Source organism: Austwickia sp. TVS 96-490-7B (assembly GCF_019331795.1).
Taxonomy (GTDB): Bacteria; Actinomycetota; Actinomycetes; order Actinomycetales; family Dermatophilaceae; genus Austwickia.
The window spans coordinates 18,966-42,292 of sequence record NZ_JAHPZL010000025.1 but is presented as its reverse complement, the minus strand read 5'-3'; the positions used below and the strand labels follow the sequence as shown (position 1 = coordinate 42,292).

The 23,327-nt window shown below is 60.4% G+C and carries 22 protein-coding genes and 2 pseudogenes; 14 read left to right on the top strand and 10 right to left on the bottom strand.

Annotated features, from left to right (window positions below):
- From KEM60_RS16710 to KEM60_RS15300, 3 genes and pseudogenes are all read left to right on the top strand, one after another.
- Positions 1–146: pseudogene (locus KEM60_RS16710) on the top strand (ISL3 family transposase); the annotation flags it as partial.
- Positions 147–180: 34 nt separating this feature from the next.
- On the top strand, positions 181–489 hold the full coding sequence (locus KEM60_RS15305) for a transposase family protein (RefSeq protein WP_219108817.1): 309 nt from the start codon (positions 181–183) through the stop codon (positions 487–489).
- Between the two features lie 7 nt (positions 490–496).
- Positions 497–667: a hypothetical protein gene (locus KEM60_RS15300; RefSeq protein ID WP_219108815.1), complete on the top strand. Its 171-nt coding sequence runs from the start codon at positions 497–499 to the stop codon at positions 665–667.
- 379 nt (positions 668–1,046) lie between these two features.
- On the opposite strand, the gene KEM60_RS15295 is transcribed toward KEM60_RS15300, so the two are convergent.
- The 4 genes and pseudogenes from KEM60_RS15295 to KEM60_RS15280 form a co-directional block, all read right to left on the bottom strand.
- On the bottom strand, positions 1,047–1,607 hold the full coding sequence (locus KEM60_RS15295) for a transposase family protein (RefSeq protein WP_219108813.1): 561 nt from the start codon (positions 1,605–1,607) through the stop codon (positions 1,047–1,049).
- Positions 1,608–1,645: 38 nt separating this feature from the next.
- A pseudogene (locus tag KEM60_RS15290) lies at positions 1,646–2,734 on the bottom strand (IS630 family transposase).
- 380 nt (positions 2,735–3,114) lie between these two features.
- Entirely contained in the window at positions 3,115–3,729 is a 615-nt protein-coding gene (locus KEM60_RS15285) for a hypothetical protein (RefSeq protein ID WP_219108811.1), read from the bottom strand.
- A 15-nt stretch (positions 3,730–3,744) separates the two neighbouring features.
- The gene (locus tag KEM60_RS15280; protein ID WP_219108808.1) at positions 3,745–5,259 is read right to left on the bottom strand and encodes an AHH domain-containing protein; all 1,515 of its coding nucleotides are present in this window, start codon (positions 5,257–5,259) and stop codon (positions 3,745–3,747) included.
- A gap of 229 nt (positions 5,260–5,488) precedes the next feature.
- Here KEM60_RS15280 and KEM60_RS15275 point away from each other — a divergent pair, with 229 nt between their 5' ends.
- The 4 genes from KEM60_RS15275 to KEM60_RS15260 all read left to right on the top strand — a co-directional run bounded on the left by KEM60_RS15275 (position 5,489) and on the right by KEM60_RS15260 (position 8,121).
- Entirely contained in the window at positions 5,489–5,830 is a 342-nt protein-coding gene (locus KEM60_RS15275; RefSeq protein ID WP_219108806.1) for a WXG100 family type VII secretion target, read from the top strand.
- Between the two features lie 26 nt (positions 5,831–5,856).
- Positions 5,857–6,147, top strand: coding sequence for a WXG100 family type VII secretion target (locus tag KEM60_RS15270; protein ID WP_219108804.1), 291 nt, complete (start codon positions 5,857–5,859; stop codon positions 6,145–6,147).
- 118 nt (positions 6,148–6,265) lie between these two features.
- Positions 6,266–6,985 carry a hypothetical protein gene (locus KEM60_RS15265; protein WP_219108802.1) on the top strand — a complete coding sequence of 240 codons (720 nt, stop codon included), beginning with the start codon at positions 6,266–6,268 and terminating at the stop codon, positions 6,983–6,985.
- Entirely contained in the window at positions 6,985–8,121 is a 1,137-nt protein-coding gene (locus KEM60_RS15260; RefSeq protein ID WP_219108800.1) for a hypothetical protein, read from the top strand. The genes KEM60_RS15265 and KEM60_RS15260 overlap by 1 nt, the downstream gene beginning before the upstream one ends.
- Positions 8,122–8,845: 724 nt before the next feature.
- Here KEM60_RS15260 and KEM60_RS15255 read toward each other — a convergent pair.
- The 5 genes from KEM60_RS15255 to nagB all read right to left on the bottom strand — a co-directional run bounded on the left by KEM60_RS15255 (position 8,846) and on the right by nagB (position 14,018).
- Positions 8,846–10,036: an ABC transporter permease gene (locus KEM60_RS15255; protein ID WP_219108798.1), complete on the bottom strand. Its 1,191-nt coding sequence runs from the start codon at positions 10,034–10,036 to the stop codon at positions 8,846–8,848.
- Positions 9,993–10,709 (bottom strand): ABC transporter ATP-binding protein, encoded by a 717-nt coding sequence (locus KEM60_RS15250; RefSeq protein WP_219108796.1) that lies wholly within the window; start codon positions 10,707–10,709, stop codon positions 9,993–9,995. The genes KEM60_RS15255 and KEM60_RS15250 overlap by 44 nt, the downstream gene beginning before the upstream one ends.
- On the bottom strand, positions 10,706–11,875 hold the full coding sequence (locus tag KEM60_RS15245) for a peptidoglycan-binding protein (RefSeq protein WP_219108794.1): 1,170 nt from the start codon (positions 11,873–11,875) through the stop codon (positions 10,706–10,708). The genes KEM60_RS15250 and KEM60_RS15245 overlap by 4 nt, the downstream gene beginning before the upstream one ends.
- Before the next feature lie 38 nt (positions 11,876–11,913).
- Entirely contained in the window at positions 11,914–12,834 is a 921-nt protein-coding gene (locus KEM60_RS15240; RefSeq protein ID WP_219108792.1) for a hypothetical protein, read from the bottom strand.
- Positions 12,835–13,232: 398 nt separating this feature from the next.
- Positions 13,233–14,018, bottom strand: coding sequence for a glucosamine-6-phosphate deaminase (nagB, locus tag KEM60_RS15235; protein ID WP_219108791.1), 786 nt, complete (start codon positions 14,016–14,018; stop codon positions 13,233–13,235).
- Between the two features lie 140 nt (positions 14,019–14,158).
- On the opposite strand from nagB, the gene KEM60_RS15230 reads away from it, so the two are divergent.
- On the top strand, positions 14,159–16,327 hold the full coding sequence (locus KEM60_RS15230) for an MMPL family transporter (RefSeq protein ID WP_219108789.1): 2,169 nt from the start codon (positions 14,159–14,161) through the stop codon (positions 16,325–16,327).
- Here KEM60_RS15230 and KEM60_RS15225 read toward each other — a convergent pair.
- Positions 16,314–16,982 (bottom strand): peptidylprolyl isomerase, encoded by a 669-nt coding sequence (locus tag KEM60_RS15225; RefSeq protein ID WP_219108787.1) that lies wholly within the window; start codon positions 16,980–16,982, stop codon positions 16,314–16,316. The genes KEM60_RS15230 and KEM60_RS15225 overlap by 14 nt on opposite strands.
- 407 nt (positions 16,983–17,389) lie before the next feature.
- Here KEM60_RS15225 and KEM60_RS15220 point away from each other — a divergent pair, with 407 nt between their 5' ends.
- From KEM60_RS15220 to KEM60_RS15195, 6 genes are read left to right on the top strand one after another with little or no spacing between them, the layout of a single operon-like run.
- Positions 17,390–20,386: a DUF4040 family protein gene (locus KEM60_RS15220; protein ID WP_219108785.1), complete on the top strand. Its 2,997-nt coding sequence runs from the start codon at positions 17,390–17,392 to the stop codon at positions 20,384–20,386.
- Positions 20,383–20,715, top strand: a complete 333-nt coding sequence (locus KEM60_RS15215) for a sodium:proton antiporter (RefSeq protein ID WP_219108783.1) — start codon at positions 20,383–20,385, stop codon at positions 20,713–20,715. The genes KEM60_RS15220 and KEM60_RS15215 overlap by 4 nt, the downstream gene beginning before the upstream one ends.
- Positions 20,712–22,265 (top strand): monovalent cation/H+ antiporter subunit D family protein, encoded by a 1,554-nt coding sequence (locus KEM60_RS15210; RefSeq protein WP_219108781.1) that lies wholly within the window; start codon positions 20,712–20,714, stop codon positions 22,263–22,265. The genes KEM60_RS15215 and KEM60_RS15210 overlap by 4 nt, the downstream gene beginning before the upstream one ends.
- On the top strand, positions 22,262–22,657 hold the full coding sequence (locus tag KEM60_RS15205) for a Na+/H+ antiporter subunit E (protein ID WP_219108779.1): 396 nt from the start codon (positions 22,262–22,264) through the stop codon (positions 22,655–22,657). Before KEM60_RS15210 ends, KEM60_RS15205 begins: the two co-directional genes overlap by 4 nt.
- On the top strand, positions 22,654–22,914 hold the full coding sequence (locus KEM60_RS15200) for a monovalent cation/H+ antiporter complex subunit F (RefSeq protein WP_219108777.1): 261 nt from the start codon (positions 22,654–22,656) through the stop codon (positions 22,912–22,914). Before KEM60_RS15205 ends, KEM60_RS15200 begins: the two co-directional genes overlap by 4 nt.
- Positions 22,911–23,279: a monovalent cation/H(+) antiporter subunit G gene (locus KEM60_RS15195; RefSeq protein WP_219108775.1), complete on the top strand. Its 369-nt coding sequence runs from the start codon at positions 22,911–22,913 to the stop codon at positions 23,277–23,279. Before KEM60_RS15200 ends, KEM60_RS15195 begins: the two co-directional genes overlap by 4 nt.
- The last annotated feature ends 48 nt before the right edge of the window (positions 23,280–23,327 follow it).

The window sequence follows — 23,327 nt, the reverse complement described above, 5'->3', positions numbered from 1 at the left end:
TCGATGGCGTGGCCATGCTGGGTGTTGACGAGCATGTGTGGCAGCACGTCGACCAGCGTGTTCGCGGCCCAAGGATGCTCACCGGGATGGTCGACCTGACCCGCGACGAGCACGGCACCGTGCATGCCCGCCTGAAAACTCTCCTCTTGACAGGTATCCCCATAGAGCAAGCTGCGAGTGATGGCCGAGCTATGCCTCATCGATGGCACCTACGTCCCTACCGGAAACCGCCCAGCTCAGGGGAAAGAGGTCACGAAAGCCAACTACTCCGGCAAACGCCGTTGCCAGTGTTTCAACATCCAGGTTGCCTCCACCCTGACCCGACAACTCCTCGCAACATCTGTTCCCACTCCAGGAGCTCGACACGACTCCGCTACCCTCGACCTCACCGGCGAGTCACAGATCCTCGCAGAAAACCGCACACCATGGATCGCCGACGCCGCCCAGGGCGCACTGACACCCCTCACAAAGAAGAAAGGACACGAATGAGCCGACAATGAAAAACACTACAACAAAAAAACCCAGCATCCGCAGCCGTGTCGAACGCGCCATCGGACACCTTAAACAATGGAAAATCCTCGCCACCGGTTACCGGGGAAGACTCGCCGAACTCCCCGACATCTTCGCCACTACCACCCGAATCGAGCTATGCCGAATCGGCAGATAGTCAAGAATGGCCTAGAAACGCCTCGTGAATAACGCCCTGAGAGGAGCGACCTATAGTTTATCAACTAGCGACTGCATGTCTTGTATGCACTTTTGCAGGTATTCGTCCTTCACCTGAACTGTTTGGTTCGAAATTTTGGTTTTTCCTGCCTTTTGCTTATGTAATGGGCACCCGCGGGCGAAGGCAACAACGCCTGCTGTCTGGAAGTCCCTTATCTCGAGTATCGTGTTACTCTGATTAGTGAAACTGAACATGGATGGGTTTGCATTAATAAGTTGTTCGACGTCGTGGTGGATAGATTCCAATACGGCCGAGTAAGCAGAAGCGGGGCCCATGTACTGAGGGCGTTATTCACGAGGCGTTTCCAGGTCATTCTTGGCTACCAGCCAAGTCGATAGAGCTCGAGTCGGGTAATGACGGCAATGATATCGGGGAGTTCGGTGAGTCTGCCTCGATAGCCGGTGGCGAGGATTTTCCATTGTTTAAGGTGTCCGATGGCGTGTTCGACATGGCTGCGAATGCTTGATATTTCTTTGTTGTAGCGTTTCTCATGGTCGGTTCGCTCTTGTCCTTTCTTCTTTTTGAGAGGCGTTCGTGCTCCATGGACGATGTAAGCGGTGTCGGCTATCCATGGCGTGTGGTTTTCTGTGAGGATCTGTGACCAGCCGGTGAGGTCGAGAGCAGCAGAGTCATGTCGAGCTCCGGGAACCGGTGTGGAGATCGCTAGGAGTTGTCCTTCCAAGGTGGAAGCGACCTGGATGCTTAAACACTGGCAACGGCGTTTGCCGGAGTAGTTTGCTTTGGTGAGATCTTGCCCCTGAGCTGGGCGGTTGCCCGTTGGGACGTACGTGCCGTCGATGAGGATGGCTCGGCCATCACTGGCTGCTTGCTCTATGGGGATACCTGTCAAGATGAGTGCTTCATTGATGACCGGGAGCATCCTGCGATAGATTCGAGAAGCGGTGGATTGTGAAATATCTAGTGTCTTGAGTCGTTGATTCGTTGGCAGTAGCCCGCGAGGGTTTCGAGGATCTGGTCGGCGATCTTGGTCCAGACGAATGGTTTGGGGTCCTTGTTCCAGTTCTGGGTCCAGGTCACGATGTCGCGTTCGAGTTCGATGACGGAGCGGTGGGTTGAGTGTTGAAGCTTTCGGCGGGTCAGCTCGGCGAACCAGCGCTCGACCAGGCCCCGCCAGGACGCCGAGGTGGGGGTGAAGTGCAGCACCACGCGGGGGTGCTTGAGCAGCCATGCCTTGACGGCCGGTGTCTTGTGGGTGGCGTAGTTGTCCAGGACAAGGTGCAGGTCGAGGTCTTTGGGGGTGGCTGCCTCGACCTCTTTGAGGAAGCGCAAGAACTCCGCTGAGCGGTGGCGGCGGTAGTTGCGTGCGATCACCGACCCGGTGAGGATGTCCAGCGCGGCGAACAGTGTGGTGGTGCCGTGGCGGACGTAGTCGTGGGTGGCTCGCGCGGGCGTCCCGGGCATCATCGGCAGGATCGGCGCGGTCCGGTCCAGGGCCTGGATCTGCGACTTCTCGTCCACGGCGAAGACCAACGCGTTTTGTGGCGGTGACATGTACAGCCCCACGATGTCGCGGACTTTGTCCACGAAGTCGGGGTCCTTGGACAGCTTCTAAGAGTCCACCGCGTGGGGTTTGAGGCCGAACGCCCGCCAGATCCGCGACACCTGGGTCTGGTTCAACCCCTGGCCGGCCGCCATCGACCGCGTCGACCACTGCGTGTCCCCCTTCGGTGGGGCATCCTGCAAGGTCCGCGTGATCAGGGCGTTGATCTGTTCGTCCGTCAGCTTGCGCGGCTGCCCTGGCCGCGGCGCGTCATCCAGACCATCAAGACGACCCACCAAGAACCGATCTCGCCACTTCGCCACCGTCGGCGCACTCACTCCCAGCCGCCGCGCCACCCCGGCAACCGACAGATCATCGGCATACGCCAACACGATCGAGGCCCGCTGCACCAACCGCGCCGACGACGTCGGACGACGCACCCACCCCACCAGAACCGAACGCTCATGATCGGTCAGGACAAGAGACTTCGCGGCAGGACCCGGCATACACAGATCCTACCCGACCGCCAGCGAACTAATGACTCAGGACACTAGCAGATCAGCTAGGAACGTTTGTGACAGATTGTTCCGTAGGAGTTCCAGGGTGAGGATGACGTGTTCTTTGACGGGCAACCGATGTCTACTCAAGTCGACTCCCCGGGAGTGAAAAATGTCAATGACCCGCCTGACGAGTTCATCGAGTGCATCGTGATCGAGTCCTGTTGTAGACTGGTACCGCATCGGTCGCTTTCATGAGAGATGTGAGTCGTCTAACCCAATGATCTCAAAGCGGCCGATGTTTTTATATATGCGTATGGTGACAGGTGTGTATCGATTGTTTCCCGGAGTGTAGGGGGTGGGTCGCTAACGCCTCGTGAATAACGCCCTTATTTGATGCTTTTCTTAAAGCTATTTTTTTCTGAATCCCATGCCTCTCTGAATCGTATCCCCGCGGTGTTGCCTGTCGCCAACAGTTTTTCAACTAATTCCTCAGTAAACCACACTAAACTCGGGTACTTCGGTTGCGGTAACACAAACGCGCCACAATCTGGAACCCGTTGCGGATCAAACTCGGGTTCTTGAATCATGAGTACACGCTCGTTATCAATAGACCACAAGAGTTCACCCGCCTCATTAACATCATCTATGAGGCAGTCCACGACCATGCGCGGCCACCACAGCATTAGTTCGGCTTCGCCGCAAGCCAGCGGAAGTAACTCCCCATACGGCTCCAATAAGTGACTTATCGAGGATATTGCCTGATCTCTCAAGATCAGATATCTCCCCAACATCGCGGACACTTTAGAAGGCAAATAGAATTCCACCTCGTCGTCAGGAAGTGGATTACGTTCAATTTTAAATTCAGGAGGGACCCAAGGTCCTGAATTATAGAATGAGCCTGCTTCTATGCGTCGCTGGTCTTCCACTTGTAACCACAAGCTGCCACTGCAGGGATCTATTACTTCCATCCCGCGAGCATTCCAAGCTTCGAATATCTTCATATATTCTCCTCTCATTTATTCAATCCAAGGAGTCGAGCCAGACTCTAAGAGACTCCCAATCTTACGGAGCAGGAACTTCCCCTCCTCAAGATTCCTAGCTGACACCAACTCTCTCGCAACCCAATCTAAGTAATCGAGGGTATGTATAGTAACGTGAGACACTCCGACACTATCTTTAGGGGCGTTCCTGTTAGGAAGCCATGCGCCATTAGCGGGATCATCAAAATCAAAGCCCCACTGCGCAAATTTCTCTTTCACTGCATTCAGTACAGGCCTATCGTAGCCCCCTGGCAGGATATGGTGTGCCGTATACCCGTATTCCTTTTTCCTTCCTTCTGCTTCCATGGCCCTGCCTAAGCGTCGTTCGTTAATTGTCACCGCCTTTCCAATCTTGTTAGTGTTGATCATCCCATGTTGATCACGATACAAGGCTTTGTTCCCGACCTTCACAGGTCGGGTCTTGAACATGACGCCCCACGAAGCCACGACTTCACCGACCGTCAACGGCTTTGAAGCCATGCTGCTCGGTAACGCACCACCCACTCCTGCCAGCACCGCTGGGGGCTCAGGTAGCCGTGGGATCTCGATACTCCCCACCCGCGCCAACGCTGTCCGCATGTCATCGGCGACCCAGCGTGAAGCTTTCTTGATCGCCGGCGCGGCCATCCGCCCGATCTTCTCCCCCAGCGGGCCAAACGGCGCATAGAGGACACCGTCCCGCACGTCTCCGGCCACATCGACTGGCCGACCGCCATGCATCACCGCATCGACACCCACGTTGACAACTGAGTCAGCTGCGGCGAAGGTGACCAATTTCCCGGAAAAGCGAACCATTCGCACCGTCAGCGCCCCCGCTCTACCAGTGGCACCGACCACCTCGATCACCTTCGTCACAGTCGACGAAATCCGAGCAGCTATGGCCGCCACCTTCAACAAAATGACGCTGATCCGGGTCGCGAAGACCCCTGCTTCTGCCGCAGAGATCAGACCTGACGCCGCTGCTGACGCTCCGGCGGTGACCACGCTGAGCGCCACCCCCACCACGATCGTCACCCCGATCGACGCAGCCATCTCCACCAGGGCTTCGATGACTTCGTCGTGAACTTTCTGCATTTCGTCCGCATAGCCCCGACAGGCGTCCCGAAGGTCCCGACACTGCTTACCGACCAGATCCACATGCTCAGCCAGCGCCGCGAATTTTCCTTCTACGGCACCCATCTCACCGGTGACAAGGCCATCCATTTTTGCCAACGCGTCTTGCACGCCATGGCCAACGTCGTCGACAGTGCGGGCCGCCTGATCCCAGGCGTCTGCAGCGGCTCGAAGCTTGTCAATGTCTGCATCAGGCCACGCCAGGGCAGCAACTTCTGCGATGATCCCCCAGTTGTCCGGGGTCAATCCGTTGCCACCCGCGCACGACACTGGTGCAGCCGCATTCTTCGGTGAGGGCATCGAAGGCAACGGGGAGGAAGGCGCTCGCTTCCCCGCCGACATTGCTTCTGCAATATCGTGATTGGCTGCTGATGCCACGCAAGCTGCTGAGAAAGACCTCAGAATTCCTTCTAAGTCACATAATGTCTTCGCTGCAGATGTCGCAGCTTTGTCGTATCCCTTCCCCCACGACGCACACTCCGGAGTCGTACCGGCCATAGCCTGACACCCTGACAATGAGGACAGCAGAGTGGCATGTCCCTGGCCGGATTTAGCAGCTACCCCATCCAATGCGCTGGCAGCAGGGCAGATTCAGGAGAGGACTCTGATGGGGCAGTTCAGCGCAGACATCGCCGCGCTGCGGCAAGCTGCCACCGAAGTCGCCGAAGCAAAGACACACCTGACCAACAAAAGGGACAGCATCAGCAAATCTGTTGACTCCCTTATTTCTTCGGGTTGGCAAGGCAATGCCTGCAAGGCCTACACCACCGCATGGCGGGAGTGGTGTCACGCTGCTGATGAAGTCCTCGCGGGTCTAGATCAGATGGGTCGCGCCATCAGCGCGAGTCTCGCTGACTATCAATCTCAGGACGAGGCCGCTAGCAGAGGACTTGCCAGATCCGCACAGGGCCTTCACGGTGGCCGGAGCTCCGGTCTCAACATGCAGTGAGTCCACCCCTAGCAGAGGGATATGTCATGACAATCTACAAGATTGACGCGGCCGCTCTCGACCGCGCCATCGCAGATCTGACTTCTTACACCAAAACCCTCGCCGATGATCTAGCAGACATCGACCGTGCTATGGGGCGCCTACAACATAGCTGGACTGGCAACGCTGCCAACGCGCAAGCCGAGGCTCACCAGAAATGGTTGAAAGGTGCACAAAAGATGCGGCATGCGGTGCGGGTGATGGAAAAAGCCGCAACGACAGCGCGCGGCAATTACACCGGAGCGGTAGAAGCCAACATCCGCATCTGGGAATCGTGACTGCCCACCTCACCTGGTGATCCAGTTCCCCTGTGTACGTTTCAGTCCCGCTGATTCACTTTGCAGAGGCGTCGTCTATGGTGCGGATGCTAGCTATCTGTGAGGAAATGAGGTCGCTGTGGCTGTCGTTCGTCGTACCCTCCGTCGTGCCCTGAGCGGTTCTGTCGTCATCGGCGTGTGCTGCCTGTTGCCCATGTCATCGGCGCGCGCCGTGGAAACGCCCACGACATCCTCGGGTCGGTTGTCGGCGCCAACTAGCTCTGACACGCCGCCCTCGTCGACGTCGTTGCCAGTCACTCAGATCCCGCAGATCAAGAAGTACTACTGCGGTCCGGCATCTGGGGAGATGATCGCTCGTGCTGTCGGGGCCACGACTAGTCGAGCTGATGGCGCGCCGTTGAGTCAGGAGGCGTTGGCTGCGCCGGGTTATATGGACACGGACCGTGAGGAAGCCACCAAGTGGAAAGCTGGCACGTTTGTGACAGGTTTGAACCGGTGGTTGGGGGCTCCGCTGTATACGCAGGTAGATAAGCCAACCGGGGAGCAGGCCTGGGACGCATTACATTCTGTGGTGGGCGTGCAGAAACGACCGATCGCCGCTGACGCGGTGGAAATCGCGGGCGGGGTTCATTACAACGGTCACCCGGTTGACCGCACCATCGGGCATTGGATCGTGGGTTATGCCTACGACGACGCGAAGGGCACGAGCACCTGGACTGATCCGGCGTACAACGCCCCAACGGTGTCGTGGTATCGCTCGGTGCAAGCGCCCACGGTGACGGTTGACACGGAGCAGTTCGCGGCTGACCACTTGCAGTACAACGGGATTGCTCGCTGATGGGTCGTGCCGCGCGAGCGGGGCTGGCCACTCTGACAGTGGTGGTGGGATGCCTCGGCGGGTGCGCCGAGGCACCAGCACCCTCTTCCCCAGATCACGGGACGGTGACGTGGGCAGCGCCACCCCCAGGATTATTTGCGGATGAACGCACCGTGAGCAGTGAGATCGGCCGGGTGTTGGCTCTTGCGTCGACTGGTCGGGTGTTGGCGTTTCACGCCACTCGTAGTGAGGGGCAACGGTTGGGGCGTGGTCATGCCGTCCTCATCGACAAAAGTGGCCACCGTGATCTGCCGGAAGATCTGGCGGGCCCGCCACGTCAGGCGGTTAGCGCGACTTCTGCCGGTGGCCGTTTTGTGTGGCGCGAGACATCCAGCACCCGCATGGACGACGAAGACTGGCGCATTATGGCGTCTGACGATAACGTCTCACCTCTGATGATTGGCGACTCGCAATCTTCAGCTAAGGCTGGGTTGCTTTCTCCGGTACTTCCTGATTCGGATGCGAGTCTTGCCACTGACGGCACATCAGCGTATTGGACCGCAGGGACACCAGCTGCTCCGGGGACTCGACCTGGGCCGTCTCGATTGTTCGCGGCTCCTGTGGATGGCAATACTGCGCCACGAGTGTTGGCTCGGTCGGTGTTTAGTCCAGTGTGGGATGGCAGCCGACTCCTCGCAGTGGATGCCGACCCGGCGTTGGATCGGCACGAGGTGCATCTGACGAGCATTGACCGGGCTACGGGGGCACGTCATCCCATTCCGGGACCTCGATTGCGCGACCGAGAGTCGTTGTCTAGTTTTTGTGCTGGCCCTGAGATGGTCGCGTTTGGTCTGGCTGGTCCTGATCCGGGCCGGGGTCGATTGATCGTACGTCGAAATGGTCAGGACTTGGATGTGCCTTTAGCTGGAGGCAACGCACACGTGGTGTGCGGCACGGGGTTTGTCGCGTGGGGCAACGGCAGCGGACAGGGAGATCCAGGCCAATATCTGCTGGATTTACGTCGCAAGCCGATGGTGTACCGACTGGGAGAAGTGCCAGGGCTCAGTGTTGTCAGAGCCGCTGGATCATTCCTTGCTTGGACTCTTCCTGCCCCACGGGGAACTGTCAATCCGTCGCGCATCGCCCGCCTCACCTGACCCGCCCTGACCTGCAGGTGCTCTACAGAAAAGCTCGTACGGAAAGCAGCAGCCCAAACAGGACGGCCATTGAAAACGTGAGAGTGAACGTAGATAGATCGCATTTAATTTTGACGATCCGAGCAGCAACGATGGCCACGCCAATCACGAGAAAAACTAATGAAATAAAGCTATCACGACTAGTAAACCTAGCGGCCACCAAATGGAAAATGTATAAAAATGAAGCCATTGAACCTACGAAGTTATTAGTCTCTTTCACCTTATTTTGAGGATGTTCCACCATTTCCTTTTCAGTCCCTTCAGTAGAGAGAATTGGGGGCAGATCACCTTTCGGCAACTGATCTTGCAGAGCTTATTTATTCCTGATCCTTAACCCAAGGGAAGTTCTAACCTGCGGATCAATACTGCCCAAGAGATGAATCTTGAACAGGTTTTTTGGAGATGCCAACATCTTCAGGTCATATCCAAGGGAGCGTGCGGCAACCTTGACGTAAGCCCGTGTAGCCACACTCACAGAATTTGACTGTAGTACAGATCGCGCGAGTTTTGGGGTCACCCCCCACACCTCTGACAGGTCATCACTAAAAACCCAAAGACGCCCGCACTACTTTAATGTGCAACAACTTTCGCCAGGGTGATCACATCAAAGTTCAGCTCATAGCAGGCAGAGGTGAACTCTGCCCGCACGACTTGTTGAAATTTCGTCAGTAGCGCTGGTCGCCGGTCACAGACCGCGAAGACTGGCTGCTGGGCTGACTTGCGCTGCCCGGACTGCTGGCCACACTGCGGCAAGCATCCCAACCAGCGCTCCCACGAGCAAACCCACCACACACACACGCACGTCCAGCACGGCGATCCATCCGCGATAAACACAAACTGACAAACTGACCAACACCCCGGTGATCACTCCGATCACCCCGCCCAGTGCACCGACGTACGCGCCTTCGATGAAAAAGAGTGCTGCGATGGTTCGTTTAGTCGATCCGAGGGCGACCCGCAACCCGATTTCGGCGCGCCGTTCCAAGACTGCGATCAACATGGTGTTTGCCACTCCAATCGCGCCGACCAGCAACGATACGAGGGACAACCCCAGGACAAGGAATTGAGTTTCCTGAGAGACTTCTTCACGTAGCTGTCCCAGGGATGCTTGCACCAAAGTTTTGTAAAACGTCGGGCGGGACGGATCCAATGCCAACGGCAATTCTGCCGCGACCTGGTCAGCTGCTCCCAGTGCTGTCCGTACGATGACGGAACCGTGAATGTCAGCCTTGGGGGGCGCCGCCCATGACGGGATCAGCACGCGACCAGTCACGGCTCCGGACGGATCGGAGGTCACCCCAATGATGTGGTAAGAAAAGCCGTCAATCCACAGCGATTGCTGTTGCACCGGCCAGGTGAGACCTATCTCTTTGGCCGCAACGATGTCGACGACGGCTACTCGATGTCGTTGCTGCACCATGGCGGCGTCGAAGAATCGACCTGACTCGATCACCAGCGACAAGGCGTCAGCTGTAGAGGCGTCGACGTACGCCGTGTGCAGGTCATGTTTTGCGCCGAATGGCGGTGCTTCGGGGAAGGTCACTGCGGTTAATGACGCCTTCTGGCAGAGGCCTCCGGCTACGATCACGCCGTTGACCTGGGTGGCTCGTTGGGCCGTGGCGGTATCGATGCAGTGTTGTTCGTTGCTGGGTTGGATGGCGGTGACGCGTGTCGCGGCGCGTTCGTCAAACCGGTCGCTGATGGCTCCTGCTGCGCTGGTCGAAATAATCAGGGTCGCTACGGCAGCTGCAATGCCGATGCTCACCCCGCATGCGGTGCGGATGGCGCTGCCGGTGCGGCCAAGTATGGTGAGGAAACTGTCTCGCAATAGGTCAGGAATCGTGGGTCCGGATGCGGGTCTTTTCGACTGCGCCATCTGCTAACACCACCTCCATGTCACCGAGTGCTGCGACTTCAGGGTCGTGGGTGACCATGACGATGATCCGGGACGGGGCTCGCAGCCCTTGAATGACGTCGAGGACCGCAGCTGAGTTACGTCGGTCGAGGTTGCCGGTCGGCTCGTCGCAAAGCAGCACTGTGGGTGACATGACGAGGGCTCTGGCGATCGCGACGCGTTGCATTTCGCCGCCGGAAAGAGATTTCGGGTTGGCGGTGCTGCGATGGGTTAAGCCCATTTCTTCGAGTCCTGCCATTGCCTGTTCTCGTCGTTGCCGCACTGGCACGCGGTTCAGCATCATTGGCAAGCACACGTTGTCGAGGACCGTCAGGTGCGGGATGAGGTGGAACGCTTGAAAGACAAAACCGATGCGGGTACGCCGTACCTGTGCTTGGGCGCGTTCATCAAGGTCGTGGACGGCTTGACCGTTGAGGAGATAAGCGCCTGCTGTGGGGGTGTCGATCATGCCGAGGATGTTGAGCAGGGTGGATTTCCCTGACCCAGATGCTCCGGTGAGGCAGCACATTTGTCCGCCGTGGAGGTCCATGGCGACCCCAGCAAGAGCGGTGACGGGTGGCGGGCCTTGGTAGACCCTGGTGATATCGCGGAGGGAAAGCGATGCGTCTGGTGATGTCGCCACCGTGTCGGTCATGGACTGCTGGCGCCTTGGTCCTGGTAGCCGACGAGAACGGAGTCCCCTTCTTTCAGAGTTCCTGGGGTGGTGGGGGTGACTTGCACCCATCCACCCCAGTTTTCAGCGGTGAGGAGGGGAATTTTTTCGTCGGATTCCTCATTGATGACCCGGCGGAGATAGCGGGCTCCGGAGGGGTCCGTCCAGATGGCGCTGACAGGGACGGTCAGCTCGGGGCGTGGCGCGGTTTTGACGGTGAGAGTGACGGGGAACTGGCCGGTGCCAGCGGCGGTGAGCTCCCCGCTAGGACCGGTCAACACTGCTTGTGGCGTGTCGTTGTCGGATTGGCCTTCGTTGGGTCGTTCTTTCCCACCTTCTGGGGATCCAGTTGGCCCGGTAGCGTTGGTTGCTGCCGCGGCGGCGCGTTGCACTCGATGTAATTTCAAGGTGACCTGGCCGTTGGCGCCGCGCATGGTGGCGGGGCTTCCAGGCTGCCATTGGTTGGCGGCGTCAGTCATCGACTCGGGGATGTCAGCGGTGACGCGGGCTTCCCCGTAGGACACGGTGAGGAGTGGGCCGTTGAGAGTGTCGCCCACTTTGACGTGAGTTTTGTCGACTGCGAGGCGACCTGCTGGGACAAAGACGATGTCGCTTTGGCTGACTCCTGTGGTGCCCTTGGCTGCCCGGGTTGAGGTGATACCGAGTCGGGCCATGAGCGCGTTTTTTGCTGCGGCGGTGCACGCGTCGTAGGTCCCGGTAACGCGGCAGCCTGGGCCGTAGCCGAGGAGGGCTTTTTGGAGTTGCGCCACGTCAGGACCGGAATCTTTGAGTGCAATATCTCGGTAGAGCGGGAAGTCACCGACAAGGGCCACGATCGGCTTGCCGGAGACGTCGGCGATGAGGGCTGGCGCTTGGAAGGGCCGTTGTGGATCAAGGTAGAGCTTGGTGACTACCTGCTCACCAGGGGATTTGCCCTTGACGACAACCTGCCGAGTGCCTTCACGGGTGACCTTGCCTCGCAGAGCGATGCGTTCAGCGGGTTGTTTGATCTCCACAGTCGCAGTGAGACGCGAGGCTTGAGGCGGTCGAGATGTCGCCGCCTTTTGCGCCGGACTAACTGCCTTGGTCGATACGACGTAGAGACCGGTGGCGAGGAGCGCGGTCCCCGCCACCATGGTGGAGACCACTCGCACACCTCGTTTTTTCCAGAGCAGTCCTCCCCGAGTCATCGAAGGGCAGCCAGACCGTTTTCTCGAGCTTTAATCAGCATGTCCCGCCAGGCGACAATATCCTCAACCTTCTTGCCGTAAACCTCTCCGGTGGCTTTTTTCTCTACAGCTTGGTAAGTAGCAACGTAACCGCTCACCTGCTGACACTGAGCATCCGCGAGAGCGGTCTCCATTTCTTGAGACTTTGCCTTTTCGCGCTCGCCCTTCTCATAAAGGCTGACCACCGCTTTCCTGGCCTGCGCAGGCTCGCCGTATTGAAAGTTTTTCTCTTTCATGCACGAGCTCCACTTTTTGTGGACATCAGCCAGATCAGGATCAGCAGAGACCTTCTTACCAACTAGCGGCTTCAGCTCATTCGATTCGATCCAACCCAATCGAAGCATGCGCTCCAAGTCGCCATACAGAGTTTTTCGAGCCTCGGCAAGACAGCCGGTGGTCGAGATCGAGGTTTCTCCTTGCGGAGAAGAATAGCTCACACTGCTGGCATCATCGCCAAAATATGCAACCGAATACTTCTTTTTATATTCCTGAGTAGAATTTTCCCACTCCAAATTTCCATCATCATCATCCTTTTCAGGATTCCCTGTCACTTCAGAGAGGCGATAACCATTTTTCTTAGCTTCCCCTTCAGTGAGACTTAGCGTCCCTTCGGGAACAACATCGGGGATTGCCTTAATGGGCGAAGGGAAGACCTTGTAATGAGCGTCCTTCATGCATTTCTTAGCGATCAAAGTCTCCAGATTGGAAACTTCCTCCTTGCGCTGCTGGATCTCCACCCAGGCAGATGAGGCCTTAGCTGCATCAGCTGGGCTCACTGGACCAGCAGAGCTATCGACTGAGCAGCCAGTCAGCGCAGCAACAAATACTGCACTGGCTGCCACCGCAAAGGATTTATTCAGCATGTCTGGTCGGCGCATTTATGCGATTCACCTTCATCGTTCACAGGCGGAGGTCAGCCACGGCGCAGCCCGGCTTGAGTCAAACGCGGGCTATTCCCATGCATGGGAAGCTATCGCAGGAAAACCCCAGCGATTCTTTGGAGATCGTCGGCATTGCACATCGGCTGCACTGCCTACTTATGCCCCCGATGGCGATGATCTTCACAGGTTGCTCACAGTGATGTCAAATACTTTCTGGTCACGTTTTTGTCAAGGTGAGCTTCTGACCCCGAGCGGCAACTTCTCCTCCGTGAAATCACCTGTTTGTCAACGAAATTCAGAGGGAGGTAACAGTTTCGGCGGATGTGTCTCATCCGCACCATGACAGACATCCGCCGAAACTGTATCTATCTACAGCTCCCGTCACGCCTACCGAATCACAAGTCTTGCCAGGCAGGTTTGGCGTCGTACGTCTCTTTGAAATATGACGACAGTTGCAAACGTGACGCGGCAGCATCATCAAGGAGGACGGTGACATATGGATGCATTTGCAAGATAGTGGCTGGCCACATCGCACTGATGGGCCCCTCGACGAGGTGATGGACGGCTTCAGCTTTGGCGCGTCCGGTAGCGACGAGCAGGAGGTGGCGAGCGTCCATGATGGTGCCGATGCCTTGGGTGAGGCAATGCGTGGGGACCTGGTCCAGATTTCCACCAAAAAAACGGGCATTGTCGGCCCGAGTTTGGCAGGTCAAGGTTTTGATGCGAGTCCTGGAGGCTAGCGAGCTGCCTGGCTCATTAAACGCGATATGCCCGTCGGTGCCGATCCCAAGGATCTGCAAGTCGATCCCTCCATCGGCGGCGATGGATTGCTCATAGGCGGCGCAGGCTGCGGGGAGATCATCAGCCAGGCCGTCTGGTCCATGGACTCGGCTCGGATCGATATCGACACGCGCCACGAATTCTCGTTCGATGACGTTGCGATATCGCTCGGGGTGATCGGCAGCTAGTCCCACGTATTCGTCAAGCATGTACGCCGACGCCAGCGCCAAGCTGACTTGGCCGTCGGCGACACGCCGGCCGAGGGCCGCATAGATACCTAACGGACTTGACCCGGTGGCTACCCCCAGCACGGCGTCCGGGTGGGCGACGAAAAGGGCGGTGATGGCGTCGGCGGCGCGCTCGGCGGCCTGCTCGACGTCCTGACAGATGACGACCTCCATGGACGTCCCTTCCTCGACGGTGGCGACTGCTGTGTCGGCGAGTTCGATTCTGTCAGGCGTGCAGAGACACCGTTGATGCCCCATCGCAGGGGTGGATCTGTCAGTCTCGATGTATCAGACCGGTTTCCGGGGAGGGCGTCATGACTCGGCGTTTCACAGGACTGGCATTGCTCGTGGTGATCGCGTGGCTCGTGCTGGGTGGGGTCGGCGGCCCACTGGTGGGGGCGCTGTCCGGCTTGCAAAAAAACGACCAAGCGTCGTTCTTGCCGGTGGATGCCGAATCGCGGCGAGCCGCTGAACAAGCAGAAGCGTTCACTTCCGGCCAGGGTTTGCCGTTCCTAGTGGTGGTGACGAGAAGCTCCGGGGAGGCATTGTCTGAGGAAGACATCAATGGGGTACGGCGGTTGGCGATATCGGTGCCGGATCTGACAGTTCCCGCCGACGAGAGCAAACACCTGCGCGATCTGCTGCGAGCGCCGTACGGCGTGCTGATTCCCAGTCAGGACAAGCATGCGGTGTTGGTGCCGGTGACGGCGGATGCGCAGGTTGTGGCGGGGAAGGTGGGGGATGTCAGCGGTGCGGAGGCGGTCGCTGAGGGGTTGCGTGCTGGTGCTGGCGCCAAGTTGAGTTCGTCGGATTTGCGGGTGCAGGTGAGTGGGCCGGGTGGGTTGGTCGCGGATGTGGGGAGGGCGTTCGCGGGGATTGATGGTGTGTTGTTGGTGGTGGCGTTGTCGGTGGTGTTGGTGATTTTGTTGTTGGTGTATCGCAGTCCGGTGTTGCCGGTGGTGGTGTTGGCGTCGGCGGTGGTGGGGTTGGCTGCGGCGGCGGCGGTGATTTATCCGTTGGCGCAGAGCGGTCGGATTGGGGTGACTGGGCAGAGTCAGGGCATTTTGTCGATCTTGGTGGTGGGTGCGGCCACGGATTATGCGTTGTTGGTGGTGGCTCGGTATCGGGAGGAGTTGCACCAGTACGAGTCGTGTTGGGATGCGATGCGTGCTGCGTGGCGTGGCACGGTGGAGCCGGTGTTGGCGTCTGCGGCGACTGTGGTGTTGGCGTTGTTGTGTCTGATGGGTGCTCAGTTGGGTGGGACTCGGGGGCTGGGGCCGATCAGTGCGTTAGGCATCCTTGGGGCGTTAGCGGCGGCGACGACGTTTTTGCCTGCGGTGCTGGTGTTGGGTGGTCGGCGGGTGTTTTGGCCGCGGATTCCGCGGGTTGATCATGTCCGTTCGGATGAGGTGTCGAGTCGGTCTGGGCTGTGGGCGAGGGTGGCTCGTCGGGTGACGGCGCGTCCGCGTCTGGTGTGGGTGGTGGTGACGGTGGGGTTGTTGTTGGCGGCGGCTTGGGCTCCGACGTTCCGCGCGGAAGGTCTGAGTCAGTCACAGATGTTTCGGACGTCGGTGGAGTCAGTGGAGGGCGCCGCCACTATTCGGGAGCATTTCCCTGGCGGGACGGGCCAGCCGGCGTTGCTCGTCGTACCGCAGGAGAAGACAGGTGCGGTGGGTGACGCGGTGCGGGCCATTGCTGGGGTGGGGGCGGTGGGTGTGTTGTCGCCGCCGCCGGAGGCTCGTCCTGGTCGTCCGCCTTTGGACATGATGCCGCCGGTGGTCCTGGATGGGAAGGTGCTGATGCAGGTGACGCTGACCGATCAGGCGGATTCACCGGCGGCTCAGGACACGGTGCGTCAGATCCGGGATGTGGTGCATCGGGTGGATTCGGGGTTGGCGGTGGGTGGCCAGAGTGCTGTCACTGTTGATGTCCGGGCTGCTGGGGAGCGGGATCTTGCGGTGATGATCCCGGCAATTTTGGCTGTGGTGTTTGTGGTGTTGATGGTGTTATTGCGCTCGCTGGTGGCGTCGGTGTTGTTGGTCGTGGCGAATCTGTTGTCGTTCGCTGCGACGCTGGGTATTGGGGAGTTGGTGTTTCGGCACGTTTTCGATTTCCCAGGGGCGGACCCGGTGACCCCGTTGTACGCGTTTGTTTTCCTTGTCGCTTTGGGGGTCGACTATTCGATCTTCCTGATGACGCGGATCCGGGAGGAGACGCCACGACGGGGCACGCGGGCGGCGACGGCGGTGGGTGTGGCGGTGACTGGCGGGGTCATCACGTCAGCGGGGGTAGTGCTCGCGGCAACGTTCTCGGCGTTGTTGGTGATCCCACTGGTATTTATGGCGCAGATCGCTTTCTTGGTGGCCTTCGGGGTGTTGTTGGACACCTTCGTCGTACGATCGCTGCTGGTCCCGGGGCTGGTCTATGAGCTGGCCGGGAGGACCTGGTGGCCCTCCCGGTGGGATCGGGTCACTTCTCGGTGACGGTGACTTTTGTCATCTTGTGCACGGTGGTGGGGGTGCCCTGTGGGGTGCCGTCCTTGGCGATCTTTTCCACAATGTCCATCCCGGAGTTGACCTTGCCAAACAGCGAATAATTGGGCGGCAGCGCAGCACCGTGGTTTCCGGTGATGATGAAGAACTGGCTACCGTTGGTGTCCGGCCCGGAATTCGCCATCGCCAGCGATCCCACCTGGTAGGCGCCACCGGCAGGCAACTCGTCGGCAAACGAATATCCAGGGCCACCCTTGCCACTCCCGCGAGGGTCGCCGCCTTGGGCGACGAACCCGGGGATCACCCGGTGGAAGGTCAATCCGTCATAGAAGTGGTAGCGGGCGAGGACGACGAAATTGTTGACGGTCTTGGGCGCCGCTTTGGCGTCCAGCTCGATGCTGATGTCCCCTGCGTCGGTGCCCATCGTCACGGTGTACGTTTTCGCCGGGTCGATGCACATGGGGGGCGCAGCGGAGAATTCAGTGCGACGGGCGGCCGACCCGTCAGCGGCGGGGCACTCTGCTCCGCCTCCGGAGGCCTTGGCTGATGAGGCTCCTGCCTGCGAACCGGACGAATTGTCCGCGCAGGCAGCCAGGATCAGTGGCAGACACATCACGGCGCCATAGCGTGCAAATCGAATGCGCATGATTGTCAGACTAGCTCGCACGGCGCACCCTCACCTCGCCCAGGAGCCGAGACGCTGCAGTTCCACGAGCCGGTCGTTGATGAACCGGCTCGCGAGAACCTGCGTCGCCGACCGCCCCAGACAGGTCGCCATATGGTCACCTTCGACGTTCACCTGGCCTCATCACCAGCGCGGACGCTAGCGGGGCGACCTCGACTACCGACCGCTCACCCACCTGCGACCTGCAACGAAACCGTGGAAAAGCGGTACCTTCGTAGGTAGTTGTGCCGCACCTCTCCCGTCGATAGCCGCACCAAGGCCACCGGCGTGACCACTACCACTGCGGTCAGTGGTCACGGCACCCGCTCGCCGTTGAGCACCCCACCCGTCCATGCGCTCATCTCGAGCCATCACCGAAGGACCTCTGTATGCCCATGGTGGCCACGCTGCTCACGCTGGCCGTGGCCGTCGTCTCGGCACCGGTCGCGGCCTCCCGGATGGGACGTGCCGCTGGTTGGCCGCTCGCCGCGCTCTATCTGCTGGCCACAGCGGTGCTCTGGCCGGTGGTGGCGGACGTGATGACCGGCCACACCCCCAGCTGGCGCACCCCATGGGTGCCCGCTCTGCACGTCGACCTGGCGTTGCGTGCCGACGGCCTGGGCGTGCTCTTCGCGCTGATCGCGCTGATCATCGGCGCGATCGTGTTTGCCTATTCGGCGAGTTATCTCGGCCCAGGCCCTCAGATCAGCTTCTACCTGATCATGACGACCTTCACGCTGGCCATGGTCGGCTTGGTTCTCGCGGACGACATGATCCTGCTTTTCATCTGCTGGGAGCTGACCAGCATCGCGTCGTTCCTGCTGATTGCCCGCTCCGGTCATGCTGGCGAGCAGGCCTCCATGCGCACCCTGCTCATCACCTTCGTCGGTGGGTTGTCGCTGCTCGTCGCGGTCGCTGCGATCACCCATCGGACGGGTACGACCACACTGTCCACGGCCCTGGCCCACCCGGTGTGGCGCGAAGACCCCGGATTCGCCGCGCTCGCCGCGACCCTCGTGGCTATTGCTGGGTTCACCAAGTCCGCGCAGTTCCCCTTCCACGTGTGGCTGCCCGACGCGATGGCCGCGATCACCCCAGTCAGTGCCTACCTGCACGCTGCGGCCGTGGTCAAAGCTGGGATCTTCCTGCTCCTCCGGTTCACCCCTGCGTTTCAGGCAGTGACCACCTGGAATATTGCTCTCACTGTCACCGGACTGGTGACGGCGTGCCTGGGCGGATGGTTCGCCTGCCAGCAGCACGACCTCAAAAAACTGATGGCCTACTCCACGGTCTCTCAGCTCGGTCTGCTGGTCGCCACGATCGGAGTCGGTACGGCGGCAGCCCTCGCTGCGGCCGTACTGCACACCATCGCCCACGCACTGTTCAAGTCAGGTCTGTTCATGATGGTCGGCGTGGTCGACCACGCCGTCCACACTCGCGATATCCGCCGGATGCCCCCGTTGCGCAGCGCGATGCCGGTCACCTTCATCGTCACAGCGATCGGCTGCGCGTCCATGGCCGGTATCCCCCCGCTGCTCGGGTTCGTCTCAAAAGAGTCACTGTTCAGCGGTTTGCTGTACGCCGGAGGGCACGACACCCCCACCTGGTACGGCGCCGCTGCCTTGGTGGTGGCAGCCTCCGCGAGCGTGCTGACCTTCGTCTACTGTGCCAAGGTCGTCTTCGGCGCTTTCATCGATGGCACCGACGACCGCCCGGTCGAGCGCCCCCATGCCGCACTCGTCGCACCTGCAGCCCTGCCCATCCTGGCTGGAGTCCCACTGGGCTTGTTGGTTTCCGCTCTAGACACCCCCGTGCATCAGGCTTTGCGTGCCGCCCTCGGTGGCTCGACGACAGATGGTGACGCCGCCCACGTCCACCTGTCCTTATGGCATGGATTCACGGTAGAACTCGCCGCGACCGCCGCAGTGTTCCTCCTCGGGACCGTGCTGGTCCTGCGCCGTCAAGCATGGTGGACATGGTGGGAACGACCGCTGTTCTCCGGCGACGGGGCCACTGTCATCGGCCGCGGTGTCGCCGTCCTAGTTCGGATCGGCGAGCTGTGCTCACGACCCGTCTCCGTGGACTATCCCTCTCGTCAGGTCACCGCCTTGATGGGCGCGTTCATCGTCGTGGTCGGTGGGGGACTATGGGCCGCGACCGCCAGCGTCGGCGTACCGCAGCCACCCGGTGAGTTGAACCGCCCAGTCGATCTGTTGCTGTTTGTCCTTGTTGCTGCCGCAGTAGCGATGGTCTGCAGTGCCCGCAACCGTCTCGCAGCGGTGGTGTCGCTATCTGCAGTAGGGGCGTTGTGCACCGTGCAGATCCTCGCGTTGGGAGCCCCCGACGTCACCTTGACCCAGCTGCTCGTGGAATCACTCACCGTGGTGGTGATGATGCTGGTGTTGCAAAAGCTGCCCCGACAGTTCGGCGAAGCAGCGCCGCGGCGCCGCGCCTGGGCGCTGGCGCTGGCCTGCGGAGTCGGTATGACCGCTGGTGCCGCGACATTCCTGCTCAACGGGCGCCGCGCCGACGGTGGCGTCACCGACTACTACCAGGAACACGCCTCCGGCGTCTCCGGCGGCGCCAACATCGTCAACGTGATCCTCGTCGAGTTCCGTGCCTTGGACACCCTCGGTGAACTCGCTGTCCTCGGGATGACCGGGGTGGCGCTCGTCGCCATCCTCTCCACCGTGCGTCACCAACACATCGACCCAGTGACACGGCTGCGCGGCGACGAGCAAGCCGAACCAGCGCCGGCATTGCGACCTGAGGGGAGCACCGCTCACCGGGCGATCACCTCAGCGTGGAGCAACGTGCTGGGGTTGCAACTGATGCTGCGTTTCGTCGTGCCAGTGTTGGCTGGCTTGTCTGGGCTGATTTTCCTGCGTGGCCACAACGAACCTGGCGGTGGTTTCATCGCGGCACTCATCGGGTCGGCAGCGGTCGGCTTGACCTACCTATCGACCTCCCGAGACCGCCAGATCGGCCCGCCGCGGCTACCGCTGCGCCTGATCGGCTCCGGGATCCTCATGGCCGTGCTGACCGGCCTGTGGGGACTCGTCGGGCAGGGCTCCTTCCTCGAACCACTGCACGGCCACCTGGGCAGCGTTCACCTCACGTCGTCAATGCTCTTCGACATCGGCGTCTACCTGGCTGTGTTGGGGCTCGTCATGATGACCTTCAACCTGTTGGGCACCTCAGCGGCCAGCACCGAACACTCCGGTGGAGAAGCGACCAGGGAACGCGTCGACGAAAGCGTCGAAGGCGAACTTAGCGGACCGCTAGACACCGTGCGCGGTGAACCCGCCGGTGCTGGCCCCATGCGGGTCGGGGTCCGCACCACCCATCTGGCCAGCGGCCGCCGCCCCAAGGAGGTCGGACGATGATCATCGCCGGAACTGTGGCCCTGCTCGTCACCGGAGGCACCTACCTGGTGCTGCAACGCAGCATGGTGCGGATCGTCTTTGGGATCGGCCTGCTCAGCCACGCCACCAACCTGATCCTGTTGACCGCCGGGGTGACTGCCTGGCGTGGCGAACCCATCACCGGCCGCACCGGGATCACCGAAATGGCTGACCCGCTCCCGCAAGCCTTCGTGCTCACGGCGATCGTGATCACCCTGGCCGTGACTGTGCTGATGTTGATGCTGGCGGTGCTGGGACACAATGACGACACCCATCTGGCACCCTCGACCGGGGAGACCCACGACCGATGATCTCCGCGGACCCACAGTTGACTGCCCAGTCCTGGGCCATCTACCTGCCGTTGTTTGTGGCGTTACCGCTGGCAGCCGCTGCTCTGACCGTCATCTGGCGGCGCGCCTGGGTGGAACGCACTCTGATGGTCGGGGTGCCCTTGGCCGTCCTCACCGGCGGTGTCGCTCTGGTGTGCTTACACCGGCAGGTGCCGGTGCTCGCGCATGGCGTCGGCGGATACGTCCCTGGCATCGCCATTCCCTTTGCCTCGGACACACTTTCCGCCGGGATGCTGGTCATCACCGGTATGGCGACGATGATGAGCAACATTTTCCTCATCTGCACGGGTGAAGACCGATACCGGTTCGTGCCGTCGCTAGCGCTGATGTTGACCGCCGGCGTCAACGGGGCTCTCTTGACCGCAGACATGTTCAACCTGTTTGTGTTTGTCGAGGTCATGCTGCTGCCGTCGTACGCTCTTCTCGCCTTGACCGGGACGTGGCGACGACTGGGTGTCGCCCGAATGTTTATCGTCGTCAACCTCGTGACCAGCACGTTCCTCCTGATCGGGGTGGGATTTGTGTACGGCGTGACGGGCACGGCCAATCTGGCTGCGCTTGTCGGAGTCGCCGCGAAAGATCCTCGCGCAGGAGCTGCAGTCGCCCTAGTGCTGTTGGCCTTGTCGATTAAGGGCGGAGTGGTCCCGGTCCACGGCTGGCTGCCCCGTGCCTACCCGGCCACCTCCCCGGGGGTGATGGCCCTGTTCAGTGGGTTGCACACCAAAGTCGCCTTGTACGGGTTGTACCGGATCTACGCGACCGTTTACGGCGGTACCGCCGCTCCGTGGATGCCAGTCTTAGCTCTGGTTGTCGTCGTCACCATGGTGGTGGGTGCGCTCTCCACGGTCGGTGAACGCCGGATCCGGTCAGCGCTGGCCTATCAGATGGTCAGCGGCGTGGGTCATATCTTGATAGGCCTGGTGGTCTTCACCAGCGCGTCTCTGGCCGCTGGCCTGTTCTACATGGCCCATCACATCGTCACGATGGGAGCCCTGGTGATGGGCGCCGGTGCGATCGAAAAGACCTACGGAACCGGCCGCTTCGATCGATTGAATGGTCTGATCAAACGTGATCCCGCGGTGGCGGTCGTGATCGCACTGGGGTTGTTCTCCCTCGTGGGGTTGCCCCCCACCTCTGGTCTGTGGGGCAAGGTCGGTCTGGTCACCGCGACAGTCGCAGCGTCCACCAACTGGTTGAACATCGTCATCGTGATCGCGATCGTGCTGTCCTCTGTGGTCTCCTTGATCGCGGTGCAACGACTGTGGGGGGACGTTTTCTGGGGCAAACCGATGAGCCGATATCGCCCGGACGACGCCGCTTCTGGTCGAGGTGACTTGATGCCTCTCCCCGAAGACCACCGGGTGTCGGCGCGATTGATCGCCCCAGGAGCAGTGATGGCAGCACTCTCGGTGGCGATGTTCCTCGGCGCAGGCTGGTTGTTCCCCGTGGCTGATCGAGCCGCCCGAGGTCTACTGGATCTAGGTCCATACGTCCAGGCGGTCCTGCGATGAAACTGTGGCACAAGGCGACGTACCTCGCGTTCCTCGTACGTGAAGTCCTTCTCGGCTCGTGGCAGGTCGCGGTCGCAGCGATCCATCCGCGCACGATCAGCACCCCAGCAATCGTGGAAATGCCCCTGCGCTGCGCCTCCGACTTGGAGATCACCATCCTGGCGAGTTCCATCACCATCACACCAGGAACCCTCGTGTTGGGCACGGCCGCCGCGGACGGAGACAGTCCGCCCACGCTCTTTGTGCACGCCATGTTTGCCAAGTCCCGGCAAGAAGCCCTAGATGGTTTGTACGACATGGAGACCAGATTGCTGCGGGCGTCTCGCGGCACCGCTAAGGAACTCCCCGCTATCCCGCCCCACCCCAGCGTTCGAGGAGAGGAGAGCCCATGATCATCGGTCTGACGATCGCTGGTCTGCTGCTCGGCGCAGCAGTGGTGCTGGGACTCGTGCGGGTCGCCACCGCAAAGGACGGCGCGAGCCGCGCGGTGGTCGGCGACTTGGTCTTTTTTTCCACTGTCGGGCTGCTGGTGATGCTCGGCATGGTGACCGATTCCGCAGCGGCGGTGGATGCCGCCCTCCTCGCGGCGCTGCTGGGCATTTTGGCCACAGTAGCTCTAGCTCGCATCATCACGAGAGGACGACGATGACCGGCGGTTCCCCCCAAGTCGTCCTCGAGGCGCTGATCCCTGTCCTGGTGGTCCTCGGGGCGTTGATCATGGTGATCAGCGCGATCGCGATGGTCCGCGAGCGGGACGCCTTTTCCCGGATCAACGTCTTGAGCCCGGCCACCGGTTTAGGCCTGCCGTTGATTGTCCTCGCGGGATATCTCAACCGGGTCCTCGTGGCAGGGTTTTCAGCGATCGACCTGATCAAAGTCATCGCCACGATCGGAGCGCTGCTGGTGGTGTCTTCGCTGGCGAGTAACGTGCTGGCGCGGGCGGCGTACCTCTCGGGAGCCCCGGTGGACCCGCGGACTTCACCCCAGGATTTGGCTGAGCAGCCCAAGGCGTGAGGGTGACCTGCGCGACGTGGCGTTCACAGTGAGGTCATAGCTTCTTCC